Genomic DNA, 24762 nt, shown 5'->3' with positions numbered 1-24762 from the left:
TTTATTATACTTTACTATATAATAAGCGACTTTTTTCTGAAATAATATATTTATAATTATAGAGGTGACAAGCATGAATATTATAAGAAAAGTTAATAAAGCAATATATAAATGTTTAAACAACAGAAAATATGTAAGATTATTTGCTATAGGTGCAATTATTCTATTATTTAGTACTATTGTATCAAGTTTTGATATGAGTGAAAAATTAAAACATAACTTATCAGTAAATAAAGCTAATGCATCTCGCTTAAATATAGCTAATGCGTCTATTGAAAATGGGGTTCAGGTAGTAAGAATAACAGTAGATAATAATGGTTATACCCCTGATGTTATTTATGTTCAAAAAGATATTCCTGTTAAGTTGATATTTGAAGGAGATCAACTTAATTCGTGTAATAATGGAATAGTATTACCATCTTTCAATATAGATAAAGATTTCAAATCAGGAGAAAATATAATAGAATTTATCCCCAAAGATGAAGACATAGAGTTTAGTTGCTGGATGGGAATGATAAAAGGAATAATTAAAATTACAGATAGCATTGAGTCCATAAATGAGACCGAAAAATTTTAATAGAAATTCAGATTTTATTGTGAAAGTTATGTAATATAAGCACTAATTATATAGAGGATTACATTTATCCTGATAATTAGATTTTAATTAATATTTAAAATTTATTTTTATCTACACAATATCTTCATAACATTTATTTATAATGTATTTACAGGGAGGCGATAGTGATGAAAAGCTATAGTTTACGTTTTAAACAAGAAAATATGCTTTGTCATAGGTGTCTAATGAATGTTGTAAAAACATTAAGCTCCATTCAAGGTTTATTAGGAGTTGATGTTAGTTTAGAATCAAAGAAAATTAAAGTAATCTATAGAGATAAAGAGATATCAAGAGATGATATTAAAGAAATAGTAAATAGATCAATTTTAAGTGGTAAAGTAGTTAAGCTTAAACATTAATTATAATGAGAATATGAGGGGGAATTTATTATGAATTGTCATGGAAATAATAAAAATGAAGGAAATAAAAAACATAATCCAATAAAGCATATGTTAATGATGGTGCTTTGTTGTGGATTACCGTTTATAATTGTAGCAGCACTTCCTTTTTTAAGTGTTGGAACAGGTCTTAAAGCAGCTATAGGTGGGATAGCACCTTTCATATGTCCAATAATGATGGTACTTATGATGGGAATGATGTTTAAAGGAAAGCATGGAAGCTGTTGTAGTGAGAAGAAAGAAGTTAATGAAAATCAAAACAAAATAGAGCAATAGGCTAATAAAAAAAGAGGTTAATCAGTATCGTATGTTACTATTAACTTCTTTTTTAGTTAGAGAAATAAATAAAGAATGAACAGTTATTAGATTGGTTTTGGGTATAATAAAAGGTAATTTACAAATAATAGATTAGGTATTTAAAATATCTAAATATTATTTGTAATTCAAATTTAACATAATATAAAATATATTTAATAAAAGGGAGTGAATGAAAATGAGAACAATAACATGGGTATTGATTGTTGCAGCTGCTATAAGATTAGGAATAATAGGTTTTTTGGGAGATGATTTCATAGGGCTTGCCTTTGGTTCTGCACCTGTAACAATGTCTTGGCTCGATCGGATAGTTTGTGGCATTGTTGGTATAGCAGGGATATATGCAATTTATTTATTATTCAAAGGAACGAATAGTGAAGTAGCCTAGAAGGATAAGAAAAGTAACACAATCATTTTAAATATGTTTAAGCAAAAGTACCATGGATATGTAAAAGGCTCAAGTGCTGTAAAAGCTAAAATTTGAGTCTTATTTTATTTGAATTGATTATAAGAATGTTGTAAAATAGCAGATAGTAATCAAGATAGTACGTGATAAATAAATGGCATTTAGAAATTAAGATTTTAAGTTAGAATATTAATAAAGGAGAAATCCATGTTCAATATAAATGATGTAGTGGAGATCTTGAGAAATAATAGCTCTATTGCGATACCTATAAGTCTAATAATAAGTATAGGCATTTCCCTTGTTGGTATATTACCGTCAGTATTTATAACAGGAGCGAACATAGTTTTCTTCGGGCCTATTAATGGCTTTTTCATATCTCTGTTAGGTGAAGCAATAGGAGCATATATTACTTTTATTATCTATAGATTAGGTTTTAAAAGGAAGATTGAAAAATTCACAGATAGAAATAGGTTAATTTCTAGAATAGTTAAAAGTGATGGAAGAGAGGCGGGGCTACTAATATTTCAAGGAAGAATCATTCCATTTATACCATCAGGAATTATAACACTTGCAGCATCAATAAGTAGTGTTGATAGTACAATATTCACTGTTGCAACATTGATTGGAAAGGTTCCATCTATAGCGTTAGAGGCACTTGTTAGCTATGACATAATTAATATTTACGATAATTGGATAAGGCTAGTCATAACATTTATTAGTCTAATAGTTATTAAATTTACAATTGCAAAGAAAAAAGATTATTAAGTAAAAATGAATTAGAATAATCTCAGATTAGAGAGTTCTAATTCATTTTTTTATTAAAGCCGGTTATTTATCTAGAGTTTTGATATAGGCTTTCATTTGGTTGATATTCATGTCACCAACATGCTTAGAAAGTATATTTCCGTCTTTATCAATAAAGTATGAAGTAGGAATTGAAGTTATGTTATATTTTGTAGCTACACTTTGATCAGGGTCTATAAGTACCTTAAAGTTATATTTGTTACTATCAATAAATGATTTAACAGCATTTAATGGCTCACCGATTTCTACAGAAACTATAACTAAGTCACTATCCTTTGTTTCTTGATATAATTTTTCTATCTCGGTCATTTCAGCTTTACAGGGGGGGACACCAAGTTGCCAAAAAGTTAAGAAACACTTTCTTGCCTTTTAAATGGTTAATCCCCAATATATATAAGTCAATAATTATCATAAGTAAAATTATTATATAAAAAAGATATGAAGATTATATGTATTTTTGATAACTTATTATTAAAATAAAAAAAGTTAAATTTACATGGTGTGAAATTTATTATATTAGACAGCGTAAAATTAGGGAATTAGAAATTGAATATATTATTATGAATTGGAATATTCTTCATAAGTTCTTCATAATAGAATGGTATTATTTGAGTTGTTAAAAGTTAATATTTTAAGAATGATTTAGAAAACAAAATAATGTGTGTATTCAATTAGGAGATAACATATAAACTGAGGAGGAACAATATGAAAATATTTAATAATTTAAAACTTGCACAAAAACTTATATTTTGCTTCTTATTAATTTCATTACTTATAGGGATTATTGGATTTAGAGGTATATCAGAAATAAAAAAAATAAATGCAAATTCAACCTCTATGTATGAAGATAATTTAATACATTTAAAAACAGTTGAGGAGTTAAAAGCAAACTTTTTACAGATACATTCAGATTTATTAGCGCTTTTAACAACAAAAGATGCAGCTAAAAAACAGGATATTGAAAATGAAATAGAAAAATTAACAAATGAAGATATGATGATTTCTGAAGAATTTAAAAATGCAGGTGAAACAGGTGAAGAAGAAAAATTATTAACAAATTTTATAAAGCTTCACGAAGAATATATGATGTCACGTAAAGATTTTATGGACTTAATAAATGCAAATAAATATGATGAAGCACAAACGGCTTTTCAAATGGTAACTGAGGCTAGGGATAAGACTTTTGATAGTATTAATAAAATAATTGATTCAAATATAAAAGAAGCTGAAAATGCAAATAATGTTAATAATTTAATATTTAAGAATTCGTTTAATTTAATGATTGGTATAGTTATATTCGGTTTCATATTTGCAATTTTACTTGGAGTTTTGATTTCAACATTAATATCAAAACAAATAAATAAGGTTTTAGTATTTGCGGATGCTCTAGGTAGAGGTGATTTAACTCAGAGAATAGATTTCTATTCAAAAGATGAAATAGGAAAAATATCAAATGCTTTAAATAAAGCTGCTGAAAACACTAGAAGTCTTATATCAACAATAATTTCAAATTCTAGCAGTATAAAAGAATCAAGTGAAGAAATCTATAACACTATAGAAGGAATTTCTACAAAAATGAACAATATTAATGAAGCTACAAAGGAAATAACAACTGGTACAGAAGAATTGAGTGCAACATCACAAGAAGTAAATGCATCAATTGAAGAAATAACTTCAAATTCTATTGAGTTATCAAATAAGGCAAAGGATTGCGATCAAGCTTCTAATGATATTCAGATACGTGCCTCAGAAATAAAAGATAAGGGACTAAAATCAATAAATATTTCTAAGAAAATATATAAAGAAAAGCAAGAAAATATATTAAAAGCAATAGAAGAAGGAAAAGTTGTTGAAAAAATTAAAGTAATGGCTGATTCTATAGCAAATATAGCATCGCAAACAAATCTTTTAGCATTAAATGCGGCCATTGAATCGGCAAGAGCTGGTGAAATGGGGAAAGGTTTTGCTGTAGTAGCAGATGAGATACGCAAGCTTGCAGAACAGTCAGCAGAGAATGTTTCAAACATACAAGAAGTTATTACTCAGGTAAACAATGCCTTCAATAATCTTTCACATAACACTCAAGAGATATTGGCGCATATTGATAATAATGTAAATCCAGATTATGAGCTTTTTTTAGAAACTGCTTTTAAATATGAAAAGGATGCAGTCTTTATTAAATCTATGTCAAAAGAAATTGCAAATGGTACAAATCAAATACTTAGTTCTATAGAGCAAACTAGTGCTGCAATAGAAACAGTTTCGTCTACTGCTCAGCAATCGGCAGAAAGTTCAGAAGGGATATTAAATAGTGTAGATGAAACAACTGCCGCAATTCAAGAAGTTGCGAATTCTGCACAAAGGCAAGCTGAATTATCTGAAGAACTTAATTTCTTGGTACAAAAATTTAAAATATAGATAATATGTTGTATAAAAATATAAAGGGAATGGTACTATCGCAGTAGGAAAAGGACCTACCCAAGTTTACATTGAATCAGATGATAAATATTCATTCCTAGCAAATCAAGGAACTGAAGATGCACCATCTAATACTGTTTCAAAGATAGATATGTCAACTAAGAAAGTAGTTGCAACAATAGAAACTGGAAAAGGAGCTCATGGAGTAGTAGTTAGCTCTGATAATAAATATGTTTATGTTACTAATATGTATGATGGAACTGTAAGTGTTATTGACAATAGCACAGATAAGGTTATTAAAACTATAAAAGTAGAAGGAGAACCAAATGGAATAAGCTACAGGTAATTAATATTCTAATGAGAATAAATTTAATTTGAGTTAATTAAATTTAGTAATTTATGCAATCATAATTCATAGTTCTTAATATATAAAAAAGTGTATTGAATTCTAAAATAATTAGTTTTCAATACACTTTTTAGTATCTTTTATGATTTATACTTTTAAAAATTTAATTAAAGACCAGAAGCTTCCTACACTTCCAATTAAAATCCCAACTAATATAAACTGCCATTGGAGGGTTTGCGTAATATAAGATGGTGATATTAAGTTTATTAAAAGTAAATTTTCATTTATCTTTATAAAAACTAGTTTATAGAGATAGTATATTAATATATTTGAACATACTGCTCCAAACAAACCAATAAGTGCACCTTCAATAATAAGCGGCCATCTAATAAACCAATCAGTTGCTCCAACAACTTTCATTATTCCAATTTCTCTACGTCTTGAGTAAATAGCTAATTTTATAGTATTACTAATAAGGAATATAGAAACTGATACCATTAATATGAATAAAGCAATTCCAATCCATTTCACGTTTTTGGATATTGGAATTATTTTATTTGTAAATTCCTGATCATTGCCAATGGATTCTATACCAGGCATATTTTCGATTGCGCTTATCACTTGATGTGATATTTCAGGATTTTCTAGATCTATTATAAATGAATTAGGCAGCGGATTATTGGAAGAATCATAATTATTTAATAAAGAACTATTATCTTCAGAAACCTGTTTATTAAACTTTTTTAAAGCCTCTGATTTATCTTCAAATTTAACACTTTTGATACCAGAAATATTATTTAACTTTTGCTCTAAGTTTTCTTGATCTTTATTAGTAACGCTATTATTTAAAAATACTTGTATTTGAACCTGGGATTTAGCATTACTCATTCCTATATTTATATTTAGCATTAATAGCATTGAGACTCCCATTATAAATAAAGTTGAGGTCACTGTAATAACTGATGCTATACTAATGGTTCTATTTCTATTTAAACTCTTTAATGCATCAATAATATAATATTTGAAGGTATTAAAATTCATTATCATAAGTCCCCCTAATTTCATCTCTTATTATAGTTCCATTCTCAATAGCAATAACTCGCTTCCTCATTGAATCAACGATATCTCTTGCATGAGTAGCCTAAGTATTGTAGTACCGTTTTTATTAACATTGTCGAGCGTGTCCATTACTCCCATTGCAGTTTCAGGATCGAGATTTCCTGTTGGTTCATCGGCAATTAAAATATTAGGATCATTCACTATAGCTCGAGCAATTGAAACTCTTTGCTGTTCACCGCCTGACAATTGGCTTGGAAATGACCTAAATTTATCAGATAATCCAACTAGTGATAAAGCCATAGGTACCTTCTTTTTTATATCTTTAGTACTGACACCAATAACCCTTAATGCAAAAGCTACATTTTCATAGACATTAAGAGTTGGAATTAGTTTAAAATCTTGAAATATTACACCTATCTTTCTTCTGTAAAACGGTATTTGATTCTTATTTAGATTGGTTACATCAGTATCGTTTAATATTAACTTACCATGTGTCGGCTCAATTTCTTTAAAAAGCATTTTTATTATTGTTGATTTGCCAGCACCACTTGAGCCTACTAAAAAAGCAAAATCACCTTTTTCTATAGTTAAGTTAACATTTTTAAGAGCCAAGGTGTTATTGTCATATACTTTAGTAACGTCTAGAAATTTAATCATTAGTAATCCTCCAATTAGATGTTAGTTAAATATACTTGTGTGTTTTTGTAATATTATAACTTATTATTATGAAGAAATTATGTGTTTCCTTATGGTAATGTATTCCTTTATACGAATCTACATAATTTCTACACAATTTTAGTGTAGTATAGGATTGAATTTACAAAAGAGAGACAAGTATTACTCTATAAATAAGGGAGCGATATAAGTGAAAAAAACAATTAAAACGGTTATGCTTGCAACAGCATTAGTGATGATTACTCAAGTTTCAGCATTTGCTGCACCAACATCTAATCAAGCACAAACTCAATTGGAGCAAAATAAAAATTCCTTAAAGGAAGTACAAGATAAACGACACCAGCTTGAAGCAAGCATTGAAGAGTTGGATAATCAAATTGAAGATTATATGATGAAGATTGAAGCAAATAAGAAGAACATAACTGGGGCAGAAAACGATATCCAAACAACAAAAAAGCAAATTACTCAGGTTGAAAAAGAAGTAGAAGCTAAGCAAGATGTATTAGATCAAAGAGTAAGAGCTATGTACATAAATGGGCAGTCTAACTATCTAAAAATCTTATTGGAATCTGAAAGTTTCAGTGATTTAATAACAAGAGCTGAAGCAATTAGAAAAATAATTGGACTTGATAAACAAGTAATAAGTGATTTAAATGATAAGAAGTCAGAAGTAGAAAGTAAAAAAACATCTCTTGAAGTTAAGTATAATGATTTGCTTGCATTAAAAAGCGAAAATGAAGACAAGCTTATAAGTCTAAATACAAATATAGCAGATCAAAAGAAGCTTATTCAAGAGGCCAAAGATCAGGAAAAATTATTTGCATCAAAAGTAGATGAATCTCAAGTGCAAGTAAGCGCAACTATGAATCAAGTAAATAAAATAAGAAATGAAGCACCTAGAGTTACTAATGCATCGAGAGGCGCAAAATCTGCACCCGTTTCTGATAATAACATAATAGCATATGCTTCAAATTTCTTAGGAACTCCTTACCTGTGGGGAGGAACAAGTCCTTCTACAGGATTCGATTGTTCTGGTTTTACACAATATGTATATGCACACTTTGGTATTAGCCTTGGAAGAACAACTTATGACCAAATAAATGATGGATATGAAGTTTCAAAATCCGAACTACAGCCTGGAGATTTAATATTCTATGGTAAGGGCGGAAATCCTACTCATATGGGAATGTATGTAGGGAATGGGACATATATTCATGCGCCGAGAACAGGTGATGTAATAAAAATATCATCAATAGATAGACCAGATTATATTACAGCAAGAAGAGTTAAATAAGCTAATATTTTTAGCCATTAGAATAGAAAATATCAAATTTTAAATTAAGATATTGTAGTTGGAGGTATGAATGATGGTCATTGAAGTAGCAATAACGGTGGTAGTAGTTTTATTTGTTGCGCATATTCTTTATCACAAAGTAATAAAAAAAGCTTCAGGGGGATGCTGTTGTAATAAAGATGGTAAGTCCAAGAAAAAGTGTAGTAAATAGTTTTATAGTTATTTTAAATTTGTAGGAAGGAAGTTAATAGTATGAAGGAACTGTTTAGTTTTGGCCCAATACATATATACTTTTTTGGACTAATGATAGCATTAGCTGTAATTACAGGCGGAGCATTTGCAATTAAGCAAGGGGAAAAAAGAGGAATAAATGAAGACATAATATTTAATCTAATTTTTATTGTTGTTATAGCGGGTGTATTAGGAGCTAGATTATTTTATATTCTTTTTTATAATCCATCATTTTATTTTAGTAATCCAGGAGAAATATTTAAAATAAATGAGGGTGGGTTATCTATACACGGAGGAATTGTTTCCGCTGTGCTTGCAGGATACATATACTCTATTAAGAGTAAGATATCATTTTTAAAACTTGCAGATATTTCAGTGGTGGGTATTGCATTGGCTCAAGGTATAGGTAGAGTAGGGTGCGATGTATTTGGCAAACATAATGATATGGGGGATTAACTATAATGGGCAACTGCTTCATCCTGCACAAGTATATGAGTTTATTTTAGACTATATATTATTTATAGTTCTATGGAGAAGAAGTTACAAGAAAAAATTTGAAGGTGAATTATTTATAATTTACTTAATCGCTTTTGCCATAATAAGAGGTATTGTAGAATTCTTTAGAATAAATCCTGTTATCTGGGGTCCGTTTTCAATTTCGCATTTATTAAGTCTTGCTTTAGTTATTATAGGATTAGCCATTTATATATTCTTATCCAAGAGGGTCGCAGGAAACGATAGGATTTATGTGGAAGAGAATAAAGTAAATTTAACAAGTTCAATAATTATTTTAATTGCATTGGTGGTAATATCTGTATTTGTATTTTATTTTGTGCAAGGATAACTAATGAATTGTGTTTGTGTTTCAACTAGAGGTAAATAAAATATTATAAAGTTAAAGAGCTCTAATAAAATTTTGGTTTTTATTGGAGCTCTTATTATATTTTTAATGCCAGAGGTTACGGGTGACACTGACTAAATTTGAATTACATATAGCAGATCTGAAAGTAATTATTATTTTGATTATTTATAAAATTATCTTCATAATTTCTACACATGTTCTTTGTATACTCTCTAAAGAACAGTAATTCAATTATATAAAAATTAAAATAAATAATTATACTAAAAGATTAGATTATTGAGAGGTGGTGAGGTCATGTCAAATTTTATAAAAGCTAAAAATGCTGTGAGTAAAGAGCTTTATGAAGTTGAGATGATTTTAAAAAATATTGGAAAAGATTTTAGTTCGGGTTCAACTCAAGAGATATTTGAATATTTCTTTAAGGTTCCAGGAAAATATCTTCGTCCTAGTTTGATAATACTTTCAGCTAAAGCTATAAATCCTGAAATGACTATAGATGAGAGAATGCAATTAATTAATTTATGTGTAGCAATTGAGCTAATACATAGTGCTAGTTTGGTACATGACGATATAATTGACAATGATTTATTTCGCCGTGGTCAAAAGACGTTAAATAATATATATGGTAGAAAGATAGCGGTTCTCGCAGGGGATGCCTTTTATGCTAAAGCATTTTCAATATTATTAAAACTACCAACAAATGATGCAGAACAAATAATTACACAAGTTATTGAAAAAATGTGCGTTGCAGAAATTGAACAAGCTCAAAATCATGAAATTACAAAGCAGGATTACTTTAACATAATAGAAGGCAAAACTGCATCCTTTATGGCTGCCTGCTGTAAGCTTGGAGCAAAAACAGTTAATGCAAAAGAAGAAGAAATTGAAGCCTTGGAAAATTACGGCTTAAATTTAGGAATGTTATATCAAATCATTGATGATTGCACAGATGGTGATTCTAACGCTACTAAAAATAATATAACGGTTGAAGATGCTAAAGAGTTTGCTTTAAAAGCTGAACAAGCAATTAAAAATTTAGAGACTTCGGTTTATAAGGATAGCATGAATAGTCTTTTAAATCATATACTTGAATCTTCAAATAAGAAAACAAAAAATGCTTAATCTTAAATTCATAATAAATATCACAAGGGAGATGACATTAAATGAGATTTTTTAGAAATAAATATTTAGTTCCTGTGTGGACAATTTTGCGTATATGGCTAGGCTATCAATGGATAGTTCCAGCAATAGAGAAACTTAAGGATCCAACTTGGGTAGGAAGTCAATCAGGTGTAGCGATAACAGGATTTTTAAAAGGAGCTTTAGCTAAAGCAACCGGAGATCATCCATCAGTACAGTTGTGGTATGCAAGATTTGTTGAAAGTGTTGCTTTGCCAAATGTAGGAGTATTCACGTATGTAGTTCCAGCCGGAGAACTTCTTGTTGGTATTAGTTTAATCCTTGGAGCTTTTACTATAGCAGGTTTGATTGGTGGAGCATTTATGAATCTAAATTACTTATTAGCAGGAACTACTAGCACTAATCCAATTTTATATACTGCAGCTATAATTTTAATGGCAGCTGGAGCAAACGCTTATAAAATTGGGATTGATCAGTTAATTGTATCCTTTTGGAAAAAGAAATATGGTAAACAATAAATATAGCATAGAAAATAAAAATATAACAAAAAAGAAATTAAGTCTTTAGACGTGATAATGAAGGGAGTCAAAAAACAATGAAAAAGAAAACAATTAGAGGTGCAATATTAAGTTTAATTCTTACGTTAGGCCTTTCAACAGCAGCTTTTGCTGATGGAATGGGTAACATGGATATGGGGAAAGGAACAGAAAAAAGTGTAAATGGTATAAATGCAGAATTAACGTTTAATAAAGATAACAAAGTTAAAACCGGTGATAATGATGTAATGATCACATTGCATGATAATAATGATAAAAAAATTGAAAATGCTGATGTTAAGATTAGTGCAGAAATGGACAAGAACTCTGATATGGGCATGGATATGAATGGTAAAAAGCCAATTGAAGTATCATTAGAAAATAGTAAAGATGGTCAATACATGGGGAAAATTAATTTCACTGATAAAGGTAAATGGGTTATTACAGCTAACATTATGGTAAATGGAGAACAGAAGGATGTAGAGTTTGATGCGGATGTGGTTAGCGGTGGACCAAACTGGGTAGTTATAGGTGGATTTGTAGGAATAGTGGTAGTAATAATTATAGTAGCTGCAGTAAAGAAAAAAAGTAGCAAATAAAGATAAAGAATAGAGGTGATAGTTTAATGTCGAAGTTGGACAAGAAACTTAGTGATGAAACAAAGGCATCACAAGAGCAAAGAGGAAATAATTTATTAAATAATAAAATACTTAAGAGCTTCATTAAAAGTAAGTGGTATCCAGGAATATTTCAGCTATTTGTAGGAATAGTATTTGCATTCATCGTGTTTGAATTACTAACTGGACCTGACGAAGCTCACGATAACTTTGGTACAGCGGGAACTTGGGTATTGTGGTGGCCTATACTTCCAATACTATTATTTTTAACAGGTAGGTTTTGGTGTGCTATATGTCCATTTGGAGCCTTAAGTGATGTAGTACAAAAATTTGTAGGAAGCAAAAAGCCAGTACCTAAATTTCTAAGAAAATACGGAGTATGGCTTATAGATGCAATGTTCTTAGCAATTACATGGAGTGATCACGTTTTTGGAGTCGTTGAATCACCTAGAGGTTCAGGAACATTACTCCTACTTATTACAATTGGTGTAATATTCTCAGGTGCTTTTTGGGAACGTAGAACCTGGTGTAGATATCTATGTTTCTTAGGCGGATTATCTGGAAATTATTCAAGAGCAGGGATGCTGCAATTACGTGGAACAAAAGATATATGTGCTAAATGTACAGCAGCACATTGTTATAAAGGGAGTGAAAGGGCAGAAGGATGTCCTATGTTTGAATTCCCAAAAACTATGGAAGATAATGCAGAATGTAATTTCTGTGGTAATTGTGTAAAGAATTGTCCTAACAATTCAATTCAAATATCATTGCGTCCACCTACTAAAGAATTATGGTTTATTAGAAAGCCACGATTAGATGCATCATTTTTAGCTGTTGTAATTATGGGTATAGTATTTGTACAAAACATTACAATGTTAGAAATATGGGATGGAATGCTTGCATGGCTTGAAAATGTAACAGGAACACAAAATTATGCTATTACTTTTACTATAACATTTATTATAGCTATGGCTATACCAGTAGCATTGTTATCTATAACAGGATTAGTTGCAAAAACATTTAATAAAGCTTCGTTAAAAGAAAATTTCACGAAGTATGGATATGCGCTCATACCATTAGATATGGCTGCACATATAGCTCATAATTTATTCCATTTACTAGCAGAAGGAAAATCTGTATTCTATACATTTATAGAATTATTTGGAGTTGAAATTCAACATACATCTTCAGCTATTTTAGATGACCCAACGATACAAGCGTTTCAGTTTATATTAATAGCAATTGGAACTCTTGGTTCAATATATACTGTATATAAAATATCGAAGAATAATTATGAATCTAAAAAAGTTAGCACAACAATAGTATATTCTATTCTTTTAATATTACTAGCAGTAGTTAATATAATGTTATTCTCACTACCTATGGCAATGCGTATGTAATGATCCTTTATAGCTTATCTAAAAATTATTTTAGATAAGCTATAATATTATTTTTCTTGCATCTTATAAGAAGAATAAATTAATACAAATGAAGAAAGATTAGTTGATAGAGGTGATTAAAAGAAAATGACAATTGAAAAAATTAAGTTATTTATCAGAGCTTCAAGACCTTTTTCTTTAACAGCTTCAGCAATTCCAGTTGTGCTTGGGGAAATATTAGCATTAAAAGAGCCTAATTTTAATCTTGAATATTTTATACTTTCGATCATAGCAATTGTTTTTCTGCAGGCTTCAGTTAATTTACTGAATGATCATGATGATTTTATAAATAAAGTTGATACAAAGGAATCTCATAGTTCTAGCGGAGTTGTTGTTGAAGGCTTGCTGACTTTAAAAGAAGTTTATAGAAGCGGTATTCTATTACTTATTTTAGGATGTTTAATTGGTTTGTTTTTAGCTTACAATGTAGGCATTATGATTCTCATTTTAGGGATTGTTGGAGCTTTATGTGGATATTTTTACACAGGAAAACCGTTAATGCTTAAATATAGAGGATTAGGTGCACCATTGGTGTTTATAATTTTCGGACCATTAATGACCCTTGGAGGGTATTATCTGCAAATGCAGAAGTTTACTATTCAGTCATTAGTAATATCAATTCCAACAGCACTTCTTACTACTGCAATATTGCATGCTAATGATATCAGGGATATAAAACATGACAAGAAAGCTGGTATTAAAACACTGTCAATAAGTGTAGGCTATAAGAATGCACAAATAGTATATTCAAGCTTGATTATACTTTCGTATATTTCACTCATCATAATGATTATTTTTAAATATATTCCTTATTTAAGTTTGATTTGTTTATTAACAGTATCAGCTGCTGTTAAAAACATTAACAAATTAAGAACAGCTGGAGATTCAAGTAGTAATATCGCAGAACTTGATAAAGAGAGTGGAAAGCTTCAAGGTCAATTTGGAATTCTTTTAATTTTATCTATACTTTTAGCTTATATTTTATAGAAAGGTGGCAAAGTTTTGGAGAGAGAGAAAAGTAAGAATAAGATCATTATTTCTTCATTAATTATGGCTACAATATTGTGGTTTGTAATATTTGTATTAAAACCATTTAATTTTTGGATTGAAATGGGAGTATCCATATTATCGTTAGTAATGGTAGCTTTGTTTTCTGAAAAGAACTTAATTTCATTTAGAAATATAAAGTTAAGACACATATTAATCGGAATTATTTCAGCAATAATATTGTACTTTGTTTTCTATGCTGGAAATATAATTTCGGGATATTTATTTCCGTTTAAAGATGCTCAAATTGCATCAGTTTATAGCAATAGAGCACAAGGAAATTCATTACTTATTGGAGCTCTATTATTATTTATAATAGGGCCGGGAGAAGAAATATATTGGCGTGGATTTATACAAAACAATCTTGCAAAAAAATTTGGTAAAGATAAAGGATATATATTTGCAACTCTATTGTACGCTGGTGTTCATATAATTACATTTAACTTTATGCTTGTGGTAGCTGCTTTAGTATGTGGAATATATTGGGGATGGATTTATAAGAAAGAAAAAAGCCTCGTTCCAATAATAATATCTCATGCAATTTGGGATTTTACTGTATTTGTTTTGTTTCCACTAATGTAATAAGATATATGGAAATTATAAAATAGTAATTAAAAAGCTTAATTATAAGAAACATAATTAATTTAAATACTTATTAGGTTTTATAAGCGTAAAATAAAAGAATGTGTGGTGGTTATAATGGCAGAAATCAATGTAACAGATGTGGAAAAGATTTTTTCTGTTATTGCAAAGAGATATGATATGTTAAATTCAATATTAACATTAAATATTGATAGATTATGGAGAAGAAAAGCAATAAAAATCTGTAATATTAAGGAGGGGCATCAAGTATTAGATTTGTGCTGCGGTACAGGACAAATGATTAATTATGAATGTAAGGCAGTTGGAAAAAATACAGCAGTTATCGGTATAGATTTTAGCCAAGAAATGCTTAACGTTGGAGCGAAAAGACTAAATCAATCATTAAAGGATTATAAGTATGAATTAATCAAAGGCAGTATTTTAGAATTACCCTTTGAAGAAAATACTTTTGACTGCATCACAATTGCTTTTGGATTAAGAAATATTCCAGATAAAAACAAAGCATTATCAGAAATATACAGAGTCTTAAAACCAGGAGGAAAAGTGGTATGCCTAGAACTTTCTAAACCCAATATACATATTTTAAAAAATATGTACGACTTATATTTTAATCATGTGTTACCAGCAGTAGGATCAATAGGTACAGGTGATAAAAAGGCATATTATTATCTTAGAGATTCAGTAAATAATTTTATGAATAAAAAGCAGCTTAAAGAAGCGCTAGAGAAGATAGGTTTTAAAAATTCAGAATATGAATCTTTAACTTTTGGAATTGCATCCATACATTATGGCAATAAATAAAGTTAAAGTTATATCTAATATATTTATTATAAAATAGAATGTTAAACTATAGTAATATTAAACAATATAAAGGCAGCTAGCTATTAGCCGCCTTTATTTATTTTGATGAATTAAATACAAGTATTAACACAAATTTGAAGCATTTTATTTAATCTAGTATAATTAAATATATGGTTTCATTAATAAACTTATATTTAAACTTTTAGTAAGTAAAGTAAGGTACTTGATTAAGAAAAAAAATATAGGAACTTAACCTTATCATATATATCAATATTTATAATAGATTTAGGTATTACGTGCTTTAAATATATAGTAATCCAAGGAGGATAAAAAAGTGGCAAGACCAACTAAATTTAGAAGAGTGGAATTTTTCCCAGAAGATGATTATTTTGTACCATGTGGAAAGCCAAAATGTCAAATCGAAGAAATAGCTTTAAAAGTGGAAGAACTTGAAGCCATGAGATTAAAGGATATTGAGGAGTTAAATCAAGAAGAATGTGCTGAAAAAATGCAGGTATCGAGGCAGACATTTCAGAATATAATAGATAGCGCAAGAAAAAAAGTAGTTACAGCTCTAACAGAAGGTAAGGCAATAAGGATAAGTGGTGGTCATTATACTACAAAGCTTTGTAAATTTAAATGTGCAGAATGTGAAACAATTTATGAAATAAATTATGATCAAGATAGAGCGGTATGCCCAAGTTGTGGATCTGATAAAGTTATGTGCAATAAAAAAGCAGGATTTTGTAAAAATTGGTGTAAAGGAAATAATATAGAGTAGTAAGTTATTTAAAGTTGTAGAAGCTTAAGCTTATGAAAATAAATAATAATAGACCAATATAATATTGAGTCTATTATTATTAGATATATTAGTTATGACATTCGTGATTGTGACACGAATCTCCAGAATCTATAAGAGAACCTTCAAGCCATTTTTCAGCAACTGATTTTACATCTCCAGAACATCCACGTAATACTTCTATTCCTGCGTTGCTTAAAACTCTTACCGCTCCTTCACCCATATTGCCAGCAAGTAAAACTTTAACACCCATATCAGAAAGCGTAGATGCTATATTAGATTTGCAGCCACATCCAGCTGGAGATTCAAGGGTTTCAGAATCTATTATTTTTTTGGCTTGTGTATCAACTGTGAAGATCGTGTAATATTCACAGTGTCCGAAATGATCATCGATATTGTTATTATGTGAGGGTAATGCAATTTTCATAATATAAACCTCCAATAAGTATATAAATGTAGCATATGTAGCAAATAAAATTGTTGGCATATGCTATTTATATATTATAATAAACTTATTAATGGCATATGTCAATAATATAAAATTAATAAAAAAATATGTAATTTCAGTTAATTACAACATAAGTCTAAGTTAGTAAAATCTATTTATCTATATATTAGGTCTTTATTAAAATGTGACTAAATTACATAAAAATTTTAATAAATAATTTATAATGTATAATAAAGGTAATATATTATAAAATCTCATGCTTATAAGGAAAGGACAAGCTATGGAATATTTTCTATTATTTTTAGAAGGAATTATAACATTTATATCACCATGCATTTTGCCTATGATACCTCTTTACATATCGTATTTTGCAGGAGACAATATAACAAATAATAAGTATAATGCATTAGTAAATTCTTTAGGGTTTGTATTGGGATTTACAGTGATATTTACGCTGCTTGGAAGTCTTGCAGGGTCTTTTGGAAGTTTCATAAAAACTGAAAGTAATATCATTAATATAATAAGCGGATTATTGTTAATTGTTTTTGGAATCAATTATATTGGGTTATTTAAAATATCATTTTTAGAAAGAAGTTCAAAGATAAATGTGCAAATAAAAACTTTTAAGTTTTTATCATCAATTTTATTTGGAATGATTTTTGCAATAGGATGGACACCTTGCGTAGGCACATTCTTAAGTGCAGCTTTAATGAGTGCAGTTAACTCTCACGATATATTAAAAGGGACACTAATGCTTTTAATATACAGTATAGGACTTGGAATACCTTTTATAATATGCGCTATTTTAATAGATAGCTTAAAAGATACTTTTAACTTAATAAAACGAAATTACAAAATTATAAATATGTTATCTGGGTTAATCCTTATAATTGTAGGAATTGCAATTATGACTGGATATCTAAACAAATTAATTTCATTCCTTACAATCTAGGAGGTTTTTATGAAAAATAAAAAATTAATATTAACAGTAACAGCAATAGGTTTTGCAGGATTTTTAGCTATATCATATTTGGCATATAACTCATTAGGTCCCAAATATGATAAGAAAGATATAAACATAAGTAAAGATACTTCTCAGGATAAAGAAGAAGAGACTGACACTCCTACTGTACAAGATAAAAAAGCGGAAAAGGACTTTGTTGTATATGATGAAAAGCTTAATAAAGTGAAGTTATCAGATTATAAAGGAAGACCTGTTATAGTAAATTTTTGGGCTAGCTGGTGTCCTCCTTGTAAAGAAGAAATGCCTCTATTTAATAAACTTTCAAGTAAATATAAAGCAGAAGAATTAACAGTTTTAATGGTGGATTTAACAGATGGTCAAAGAGAAACAATGGATAAAGCTAAAAAATATATATTAGATAATGATTATGAGATGAAAATTTTATTTGATAATGATGGAACTGCTTCAATAAATTATAATATTATATATATACCTAGAACTTTATTTATTGATAAAGATGGAAATATAATTGAAGATCATTCAGGAGAAATAACTGAAGATGAATTAAAAAGTCAAGTGCAGCTATTATTGAGTAAATGAGATAAACATTAAATTAAAGTATTGATTAATCAAAGAAGTAAAATATATGGTGATTAAGTCACAGAATTAATTTGAAAATAAGACTATACTTTAAGTGTAGGAAAAGAAAAATTTAAATTATAAATTGGAGGAGTTAATTATGGCTAGAATAATAAGCAGTAATGAATTTATTGAAAATGTTGAGAACTCAAAAGGAATAGCAGTTGTTGATTTTTTCGCAACTTGGTGTGGACCATGTAAAATGTTAGCTCCAGTATTTGAAGAAGCTAGTATGGAAGCTAGGGGGAAAGCTAAATTCTTTAAAGTTGATATAGATGCAAGTGAAAGAATAGCAGAAAAGTACGGAATATATGCAGTACCGACTATGATTGTATTTAAAGATGGGAAACCAGTGGAGAATTTAGCAGGCTTTATGCCAAAACAAAATATACTAAATAAAATTAATGCACATTTATAAATAATAGAATATAGGTTTAAATTCAGGCGGATTGCAAAAATCTACTTTTAAAAGTTTCGCTTTGTTTGAATAACTTTTAAAAGTGTATGAAGGCAGATTTGCAAATAAAGCGGTGGAATATGTTTAATCCATCGCTTTATTTAGTATAACTGTATCTAGATTATTATGATTATATATTCTGTATAGCTTAGCTTTAATCACACTTATTCTTACATTTAGCGCAATTAGGATTATACTCTGAAGATTCTAAGTGAATCATAATTTCGGAGTAATTTAGAGATTTTTTTATATCATTTTCAATTCTATCACATACGTCGTGAGCATCTTTAATTCGCATATTTTCAGGAAATACTAAATGTAATTCGATATACCTAATTCGTCCAGATTTTCTTGTTTTAAAGTTATGGTAATTACAATAGATACTCGAAAACTTATTTATGCTATTTTGAATAATTTTGATTTCATCATTAGATAGCTTAGTATCTAAAAGTGGATTGAATGCAGAGATCAATAGTTCAATGGCTTCTTTTAATATAAATATGGCAACTAAAATAGCCACAACTGGGTCTAAAAAATTCAACTTAGTTATCCATATAAGAAACAAACCAATTCCTACACCTAATGATGTATAAACATCAGCTTTTAGATGAAGAGCATCCGCTTCAAGAGCTATAGAGTCTTCTTGTTTAGCAACCTTATATATTTTTCTGGAAACCATAAAATTTATAGCAGAGGAAATAAACATAACTATAAATCCAAGGCCAATTGATTCCACAGATCCAGGAATTGTTAATTTTTTTACTGCTTCAATTATTATCCAAATAGAAGCTGATAGTATAAGAATTGCTTCAATTACGCCAGAAACATTTTCTATTTTTCCATGTCCATAGGGATGTATATCATCAGCTGGTTTATCAGATATTTTAACTGAAAAAAACGCTATTATAGCGGCTAACAAATCCATAGTCGAATGTATAGCTTCAGATATTATGCTTACTGAACCAGTAGCAAGTCCAACAATTAATTTTAGAGTTATTAGGATGCTATTTGATAATAGAGATAATCTTGCAACTTTAACTTTTGCATTCATATAAAACGCCTCCATAATTTAACATGAGTTTTATCATTTGATAAAACAAATTAACACTATAATATATTTATATGCTTGAAAAGTCAATAGATTAATGTTGAAGTGTGTTATCAATTGATAATGATAGCTATTGTGATAAGAGTTAGTGTTGGAATTGAGATTATAATGATTAAATTAATCATTAGCTATGGAATAGGGTATAAGAATTATGCTAGATTTAAAATATATAAAAAATATATTACTGCGCAGGTCAATATGGCCCTTTTGAAAAAATGATTAGTAAATTTAAAGCCTGGAGATAGTGGCTCAGATGTTTTTGAGATACAAAGAAAAATGAAGGAAAAAGCTTATTATCCTGGAAATTTAGATGGCATATATGGAGAAGGAATGAAGCAATATGTAATAAAATTTAGGAAAGATAATAGTATTAAAGAATGTCATGATATTAATAAGGAATTCTATGAAAATCTTGGGATGACCCTAGTAGATTAAGTATATTTAATCTACTAAAGCTAACCAATTATTACATCATCAGCTGCAGTTGATTTAGCAGCATTATTATTATTATTATTATTATTATTATTGGTGTTGTTGCTGTTATTGTTGTTATTTTGTGTAGAATTAGAATTCCTAGATTCCTGTAATACAGTTAAATACTGTTGTTGTGAGGCTATTGTCAGTAGTAAACAACCTATACCCACAAGGAAATTTCCAATAACATTTATTTCATCAGCGTTTTTACCTTTTGCAAGTGAAATAGCAATTGCATTTGTTAAAATTAAAGAATCTTCAGGAGTTAAGTTTTCAAAACCTGTCATGACTTACACCCACTTATATGTAGATTATAATTAATAACTATGATATTTATTTAAATAATATGAGTATAGGATGTATTAAATAAATAATTATAATCTTCATAAGGCGTCTCTAAATCTTTATGTTTTAAAGTAGATATTAAAAATTAAAAAATATCTTTTAATATGAATATTTACTAAAAAATAGAACATCCATGAAATTATAACATATTATATTTTTGAAATAATAAACAAGGAAGAAAAGTATGAATAATGATGGAATGTATTCAGTAGATTATTCAACTGAAACATCAGATTATAACTTAGAGAACGGATACAATAATAATTGGACATATCAGAATTCTAATTTCAGGTCTGTTCCATATTCTATGCTATTTGATGAAATGGAGTACGATTATAGGGCTGATATTCCACAATCAGCAACTGGAAATAGCAAAATGGATCTTAAAGACTATGGACCACAACCTTTGGTAATTAACATTGATAAAGCTACAAAGCAAAATACCAACTTTCGTACTGCTTTATGGACAGGAGAGCATTTCCAAGTTACATTAATGAGTATCAATGTCGGCGATGATATAGGTCTAGAAATCCACCCAGATACTGATCAATTCATACGTATTGAAGATGGTCAAGGAATTGTTAAAATGGGAAAAAGCAAAGATAATCTAGAGTTTCAAGCAAATGCCCGTGATGACTTTGCAATCATGGTTCCTGCTGGAACTTGGCATAATGTTATTAATACAGGTAACAAACCTCTTAAAGTATACGTTATTTATGCACCGCCTCATCATCCACGAGGCACAGTGAATGTAAATAAACCTTCTGAATAAATTTTTGAAGAAAATTAGAATTAAGATAATATAAGTCTAACCCAGCAATTTACGGTCATAGGGTTAGACTTTTTTAGTTTCTGTGAAATTATATATCTAGACAATCTGTGGCATTGTATCACTTATGGGTATAAATTGTGAAAATGGCGGATTAGTAAAAAAATCTAAACTCGCACAGTATGATTATACTGATTAGTATAAAGATGTTAGAATTGTGTTAAAAAACTGCAAGATATATCCATTGTATTTTTATCTAAATTAAGTAACATAACATAGATTTCATTCATATTATATAAGTGAAAAATAGCTTATTATAGCTAAAAAATACGAAAGAGGTGTTTTATATGGGAGCTTATCAAAATGAGTCATATAAAGGACATGGATATTATAAAGCAAGCAGATCTAAAAGCAGTGACAGTAAATCAAGAAGTAATTCAAGTCATTCTAGAAGTAACGAAAGCAGGTCAAAGAGCAATGAAAGTAGATCAAGAAGTAATGACAGCAGATCACAAAGCAACGCAAGCTATTCTTACAGCAGACCATATAGTGAATCCTATAGCAGATAATAGAATTATAGATAGATTTTTATAGAGATTAGTAATATGGATAGGTATTACAACATCAATGAAATAGTAAATGGATATTCAATTATTAAGGTAATAGGCGAGGGAAGATATGGGATTGCATATTTGGCTATAAATGACAAAGGTGAAAAGTTTGTAATAAAACAATTAAAAGAAGATATGCTTGAAAAAACTAGAGAAAAATTGTTCTATGAAGAGAAAATATTACAAGGTTTAGACAATCCTAAATTCCCAAAGTTTATATCAAATTTTAAAGATGAATATAGAGAAGGATATATTTTAGAATATATAGAGGGTATAGTCTTTGAAGACTTGTTAGTTAGAGATGAATATGAATTTAGTAGAAGTGAGATTTATGAAATCGGAGGACAGATCCTAGAACTAATACAGGTACTGCATAATAATAATGTTGTACACCGGGATATTAGACTTCCAAACGTAATATTGAAAGAAAATAAAGAATTATCGCTAATTGATTTTGGGTTAGCTAGAATTATAGATAATAAAAAATATGTTAGAGAGATGGACTACTGGTTTATAGGTGACTTTCTAATTCATTTATATTATTCATCATATGAAGAAACTGAATTAGAAGAAAGACCTTGGTTTGAAGAACTTGATTTGAATTCAGAGGAAAAGATATTTCTAAAAAAACTCATGGGTATTGAGGAAAGTTATAAAGATATTGAAGAAATAAGAAAACAACTTGAAAAAATAAAAAGTATGAATAAATTTTAAAAAATAAACCATGTGATTTAATATTATATATTTAACATCACATGGTTTATTTCAAAACAATCAAAAGATTAAGTGAAGGAGGCATGTATTATGTCAAATTCAATAGAAATATTAAAAATATATAATGAAAGTTTCAGAGCTAATGTGTATTCTAATAAACCTTTTAGAATGATTGGCTTAATTGATGTAAGTATTGAATATATTTACGGAATAGAAAAAGTAACTCTAGCTTTTTTTAGATCATCAGGAACAAATAGTGGAAAAATCAAAGGACTATGGTATCCGATTGTTGGAATAAAGACTATTACAGGTGAATTTACTGAGTTCTCAGAATACTTGAACTTTGTTTTAACAAATACCACAAGAATGGGAATTGCTGATGAGGGGTGGCTTGCTAAATCTTTATTTTTTGCCAGCGAATATACAGATGAATCAGAAATCAGAGGATTTTCAAGTGGGATTCATTATGAAAGTCTTCTAAAAATAGGAGAAACTTTAAGAGATTTATATGAAGAAAACAAATTCCAAGCTATGAGAATACTAAACGCTGAAAAATTAAATAATATACTAACTTCAAAAGAGATATATAAAGATAATAAGCATACTCAAAGGGAAAACTTTGAGAAATTTATACAAGATATATTTAATGAAGTTAATATGATAGATTCAGAAAATTGAGTTAAGAGCAAAGGAAATGAAAAAAGACAACGAGCCAATAATAAATTTAGGTTATTAGCATTTGACAATAAGGCCAAAAAGAATGATATAAAATTGACAAATGCTAATAATTATTGAAATATATTATAAATTAGTGGAACAGTTTTAATTCTATTTTTTCAAGCAGTTGGTCAAGTAATGTTTCATCAGAAGCTGTAAAAATTTGGCGCTAATAGATGAATACTTCAAACGGTAGCAATTAGAAAATATAATGAATGTTTATTATGTTACTTGTTAACACTATTATTACAGATATACCATTAAGGGAGATGTGTTTATATGGAATTAATTAAGGAACTTCTAATAGTAGGGGGAAGAATAGTAACAATCATGCCACTGATGCTAGGAGTAACATTTTATATGGGAAAACGATCCATTGGAGAACTTCCGGTTTTTGATTTTCTTATAATAATAACTTTTGGGGCAGTAGTTGGAGCTGATATAGCAGATCCAGCAATACCACATATTCATACTGCAGTAGCAATTGTGCTAATAGGAATATTACAGATAATAGTTTCAAAACTTATAATTAAATATAGAAAGTTGGGTCATGTTATTACTTTTGAGCCTACAATAGTTGTTGTAGACGGTAAACTGATAAAAAGTAATCTTAAAAGATTGCGTTATTCAATAGATAACGTACTACAAATGATAAGGGAACAGGGGATGTTTGATATAAAGGACGTATATTTGGGGATTATTGAAGCAAACGGTAAATTATCTATACTAAAGCAGCCTAGTAAGGAAAACATTACAATAGAAGACATGAAGTTAGAAAAAAAGAACTCGTCATTGTCGTATCCGGTAATAATTGATGGAAAGGTGTATGAAGATGTGCTTGCTAAACTTGAACTTTCTAATGATTGGTTACATGAAGAATTGAGAAAGCTTGATGTAAAAAATTTGGATGAAGTTTTCTTTGCATCTGTGAACACAAAAAAAGAACTGCACGTTTCTCTTGAAAATTATATGAAAGATAAGAGAAGTATTCCTCCAATATATAATTAACTCTATTTAGTATTTTAAAAGAATAAAAAATAGAAATGTTAACCTAAGATTTGGTTGTAAAATAAAAATACTCAATAATTATACTAATCAGTATAAAACTGT

The 24762-nt window shown here is 28.8% G+C and carries 33 protein-coding genes and 1 pseudogene; 28 read left to right on the top strand and 6 right to left on the bottom strand.

Features of this window, described 5'->3' with window-relative positions:
* Nucleotides 1-73 precede the first annotated feature (73 nt).
* The 5 genes from AXY43_RS02990 (at nt 74) to AXY43_RS02970 (ending at nt 2500) form a co-directional block, all read left to right on the top strand.
* On the top strand, nt 74-577 hold the full coding sequence (locus tag AXY43_RS02990; protein ID WP_023975545.1) for a cupredoxin domain-containing protein: 504 nt from the start codon (nt 74-76) through the stop codon (nt 575-577).
* Between the two features lie 167 nt (nt 578-744).
* Nucleotides 745-975: a heavy-metal-associated domain-containing protein gene (locus tag AXY43_RS02985; protein WP_012059175.1), complete on the top strand. Its 231-nt coding sequence runs from the start codon at nt 745-747 to the stop codon at nt 973-975.
* Between the two features lie 30 nt (nt 976-1005).
* Nucleotides 1006-1290 carry a hypothetical protein gene (locus AXY43_RS02980; RefSeq protein WP_039771484.1) on the top strand — a complete coding sequence of 95 codons (285 nt, stop codon included), beginning with the start codon at nt 1006-1008 and terminating at the stop codon, nt 1288-1290.
* A gap of 217 nt (nt 1291-1507) precedes the next feature.
* Nucleotides 1508-1717 carry a DUF378 domain-containing protein gene (locus AXY43_RS02975; RefSeq protein WP_077868195.1) on the top strand — a complete coding sequence of 70 codons (210 nt, stop codon included), beginning with the start codon at nt 1508-1510 and terminating at the stop codon, nt 1715-1717.
* Nucleotides 1718-1942: 225 nt separating this feature from the next.
* On the top strand, nt 1943-2500 hold the full coding sequence (locus AXY43_RS02970; RefSeq protein WP_077868196.1) for a TVP38/TMEM64 family protein: 558 nt from the start codon (nt 1943-1945) through the stop codon (nt 2498-2500).
* Between the two features lie 63 nt (nt 2501-2563).
* Here AXY43_RS02970 and AXY43_RS02965 read toward each other — a convergent pair whose 3' ends face one another.
* On the bottom strand, nt 2564-2848 hold the full coding sequence (locus tag AXY43_RS02965; protein WP_238892967.1) for a TlpA family protein disulfide reductase: 285 nt from the start codon (nt 2846-2848) through the stop codon (nt 2564-2566).
* 396 nt (nt 2849-3244) lie between these two features.
* On the opposite strand from AXY43_RS02965, the gene AXY43_RS02960 reads away from it, so the two are divergent.
* A complete protein-coding gene (locus AXY43_RS02960; RefSeq protein WP_077868197.1) occupies nt 3245-4957 on the top strand; it encodes a methyl-accepting chemotaxis protein in 1713 nt (570 codons plus the stop codon).
* A gap of 37 nt (nt 4958-4994) precedes the next feature.
* The gene (locus tag AXY43_RS27500; RefSeq protein WP_338422880.1) at nt 4995-5303 is read left to right on the top strand and encodes a YncE family protein; all 309 of its coding nucleotides are present in this window, start codon (nt 4995-4997) and stop codon (nt 5301-5303) included.
* Nucleotides 5304-5450: 147 nt separating this feature from the next.
* Here the strand turns inward: AXY43_RS27500 and ftsX are convergent, their stop codons facing one another.
* Nucleotides 5451-6344: a permease-like cell division protein FtsX gene (gene ftsX / locus AXY43_RS02950; protein WP_077868222.1), complete on the bottom strand. Its 894-nt coding sequence runs from the start codon at nt 6342-6344 to the stop codon at nt 5451-5453.
* Nucleotides 6334-7019: pseudogene (ftsE, locus tag AXY43_RS02945) on the bottom strand (cell division ATP-binding protein FtsE). Before ftsE ends, ftsX begins: the two are co-directional and overlap by 11 nt.
* Before the next feature lie 208 nt (nt 7020-7227).
* Between ftsE and AXY43_RS02940 the strand changes: the two are divergent.
* The 12 genes from AXY43_RS02940 (at nt 7228) to AXY43_RS02895 (ending at nt 16388) form a co-directional block, all read left to right on the top strand.
* Nucleotides 7228-8331 (top strand): NlpC/P60 family protein, encoded by a 1104-nt coding sequence (locus tag AXY43_RS02940; protein ID WP_105410952.1) that lies wholly within the window; start codon nt 7228-7230, stop codon nt 8329-8331.
* 70 nt (nt 8332-8401) lie between these two features.
* Complete coding sequence (locus tag AXY43_RS27495) at nt 8402-8542, top strand: hypothetical protein (protein ID WP_155715492.1); 141 nt, start codon at nt 8402-8404, stop codon at nt 8540-8542.
* Nucleotides 8543-8583: 41 nt separating this feature from the next.
* Nucleotides 8584-9018 carry a prolipoprotein diacylglyceryl transferase gene (locus AXY43_RS28365; protein ID WP_278337355.1) on the top strand — a complete coding sequence of 145 codons (435 nt, stop codon included), beginning with the start codon at nt 8584-8586 and terminating at the stop codon, nt 9016-9018.
* Nucleotides 8990-9406: a prolipoprotein diacylglyceryl transferase family protein gene (locus AXY43_RS28360; RefSeq protein WP_278337356.1), complete on the top strand. Its 417-nt coding sequence runs from the start codon at nt 8990-8992 to the stop codon at nt 9404-9406. Before AXY43_RS28365 ends, AXY43_RS28360 begins: the two co-directional genes overlap by 29 nt.
* Before the next feature lie 312 nt (nt 9407-9718).
* Entirely contained in the window at nt 9719-10546 is an 828-nt protein-coding gene (locus tag AXY43_RS02930) for a polyprenyl synthetase family protein (RefSeq protein ID WP_039771463.1), read from the top strand.
* Between the two features lie 41 nt (nt 10547-10587).
* The gene (locus AXY43_RS02925; RefSeq protein ID WP_039771460.1) at nt 10588-11082 is read left to right on the top strand and encodes a DoxX family membrane protein; all 495 of its coding nucleotides are present in this window, start codon (nt 10588-10590) and stop codon (nt 11080-11082) included.
* 77 nt (nt 11083-11159) lie between these two features.
* Entirely contained in the window at nt 11160-11699 is a 540-nt protein-coding gene (locus AXY43_RS02920) for a FixH family protein (protein WP_077868200.1), read from the top strand.
* 26 nt (nt 11700-11725) lie between these two features.
* Entirely contained in the window at nt 11726-13117 is a 1392-nt protein-coding gene (locus tag AXY43_RS02915) for a 4Fe-4S binding protein (RefSeq protein WP_039771456.1), read from the top strand.
* A gap of 126 nt (nt 13118-13243) precedes the next feature.
* Nucleotides 13244-14143: a 1,4-dihydroxy-2-naphthoate octaprenyltransferase gene (gene menA, locus AXY43_RS02910; protein WP_077868201.1), complete on the top strand. Its 900-nt coding sequence runs from the start codon at nt 13244-13246 to the stop codon at nt 14141-14143.
* A gap of 15 nt (nt 14144-14158) precedes the next feature.
* Nucleotides 14159-14785, top strand: coding sequence for a CPBP family intramembrane glutamic endopeptidase (locus tag AXY43_RS02905; RefSeq protein WP_077868202.1), 627 nt, complete (start codon nt 14159-14161; stop codon nt 14783-14785).
* Between the two features lie 117 nt (nt 14786-14902).
* The gene (ubiE, locus tag AXY43_RS02900) at nt 14903-15607 is read left to right on the top strand and encodes a bifunctional demethylmenaquinone methyltransferase/2-methoxy-6-polyprenyl-1,4-benzoquinol methylase UbiE (protein WP_077868203.1); all 705 of its coding nucleotides are present in this window, start codon (nt 14903-14905) and stop codon (nt 15605-15607) included.
* A 334-nt stretch (nt 15608-15941) separates the two neighbouring features.
* Complete coding sequence (locus AXY43_RS02895; protein WP_012059156.1) at nt 15942-16388, top strand: DUF134 domain-containing protein; 447 nt, start codon at nt 15942-15944, stop codon at nt 16386-16388.
* Between the two features lie 88 nt (nt 16389-16476).
* On the opposite strand, the gene AXY43_RS02890 is transcribed toward AXY43_RS02895, so the two are convergent.
* On the bottom strand, nt 16477-16833 hold the full coding sequence (locus tag AXY43_RS02890; protein WP_105410951.1) for a NifB/NifX family molybdenum-iron cluster-binding protein: 357 nt from the start codon (nt 16831-16833) through the stop codon (nt 16477-16479).
* Between the two features lie 301 nt (nt 16834-17134).
* On the opposite strand from AXY43_RS02890, the gene AXY43_RS02885 reads away from it, so the two are divergent.
* From AXY43_RS02885 to trxA, 3 genes are all read left to right on the top strand, one after another.
* Complete coding sequence (locus tag AXY43_RS02885) at nt 17135-17806, top strand: cytochrome c biogenesis CcdA family protein (RefSeq protein WP_105410950.1); 672 nt, start codon at nt 17135-17137, stop codon at nt 17804-17806.
* 9 nt (nt 17807-17815) lie between these two features.
* Complete coding sequence (locus AXY43_RS02880; protein WP_039771447.1) at nt 17816-18418, top strand: TlpA disulfide reductase family protein; 603 nt, start codon at nt 17816-17818, stop codon at nt 18416-18418.
* Nucleotides 18419-18557: 139 nt separating this feature from the next.
* Nucleotides 18558-18875 (top strand): thioredoxin, encoded by a 318-nt coding sequence (gene trxA / locus AXY43_RS02875; RefSeq protein ID WP_012059152.1) that lies wholly within the window; start codon nt 18558-18560, stop codon nt 18873-18875.
* 193 nt (nt 18876-19068) lie between these two features.
* On the opposite strand, the gene AXY43_RS02870 is transcribed toward trxA, so the two are convergent.
* The gene (locus AXY43_RS02870) at nt 19069-19965 is read right to left on the bottom strand and encodes a cation diffusion facilitator family transporter (protein WP_012059151.1); all 897 of its coding nucleotides are present in this window, start codon (nt 19963-19965) and stop codon (nt 19069-19071) included.
* A gap of 333 nt (nt 19966-20298) precedes the next feature.
* On the opposite strand from AXY43_RS02870, the gene AXY43_RS02865 reads away from it, so the two are divergent.
* Nucleotides 20299-20457 carry a peptidoglycan-binding domain-containing protein gene (locus AXY43_RS02865; protein ID WP_077868206.1) on the top strand — a complete coding sequence of 53 codons (159 nt, stop codon included), beginning with the start codon at nt 20299-20301 and terminating at the stop codon, nt 20455-20457.
* Between the two features lie 20 nt (nt 20458-20477).
* On the opposite strand, the gene AXY43_RS02860 is transcribed toward AXY43_RS02865, so the two are convergent.
* Nucleotides 20478-20783 carry a hypothetical protein gene (locus AXY43_RS02860; RefSeq protein WP_039771444.1) on the bottom strand — a complete coding sequence of 102 codons (306 nt, stop codon included), beginning with the start codon at nt 20781-20783 and terminating at the stop codon, nt 20478-20480.
* Nucleotides 20784-21025: 242 nt separating this feature from the next.
* Between AXY43_RS02860 and AXY43_RS02855 the strand changes: the two genes are divergently transcribed.
* The 5 genes from AXY43_RS02855 (at nt 21026) to AXY43_RS02835 (ending at nt 24660) form a co-directional block, all read left to right on the top strand.
* The gene (locus tag AXY43_RS02855; RefSeq protein ID WP_039771442.1) at nt 21026-21613 is read left to right on the top strand and encodes a cupin domain-containing protein; all 588 of its coding nucleotides are present in this window, start codon (nt 21026-21028) and stop codon (nt 21611-21613) included.
* 360 nt (nt 21614-21973) lie between these two features.
* Nucleotides 21974-22204, top strand: a complete 231-nt coding sequence (locus tag AXY43_RS02850) for a hypothetical protein (RefSeq protein WP_039771439.1) — start codon at nt 21974-21976, stop codon at nt 22202-22204.
* 11 nt (nt 22205-22215) lie between these two features.
* Complete coding sequence (locus tag AXY43_RS02845; protein WP_039771437.1) at nt 22216-22935, top strand: serine/threonine-protein kinase; 720 nt, start codon at nt 22216-22218, stop codon at nt 22933-22935.
* Nucleotides 22936-23025: 90 nt separating this feature from the next.
* Nucleotides 23026-23613: a hypothetical protein gene (locus AXY43_RS02840; RefSeq protein WP_039771435.1), complete on the top strand. Its 588-nt coding sequence runs from the start codon at nt 23026-23028 to the stop codon at nt 23611-23613.
* Nucleotides 23614-23931: 318 nt separating this feature from the next.
* On the top strand, nt 23932-24660 hold the full coding sequence (locus tag AXY43_RS02835) for a YetF domain-containing protein (protein WP_039771433.1): 729 nt from the start codon (nt 23932-23934) through the stop codon (nt 24658-24660).
* The last annotated feature ends 102 nt before the right edge of the window (nt 24661-24762 follow it).

Origin of the sequence: Clostridium sp. MF28, assembly GCF_002969175.1 — a bacterium.
Lineage (GTDB): Bacteria > Bacillota > Clostridia > Clostridiales > Clostridiaceae > Clostridium > Clostridium beijerinckii.
Note: the sequence above shows the minus strand (reverse complement) of the source record. Positions and strands in the feature narration are given on the sequence as shown.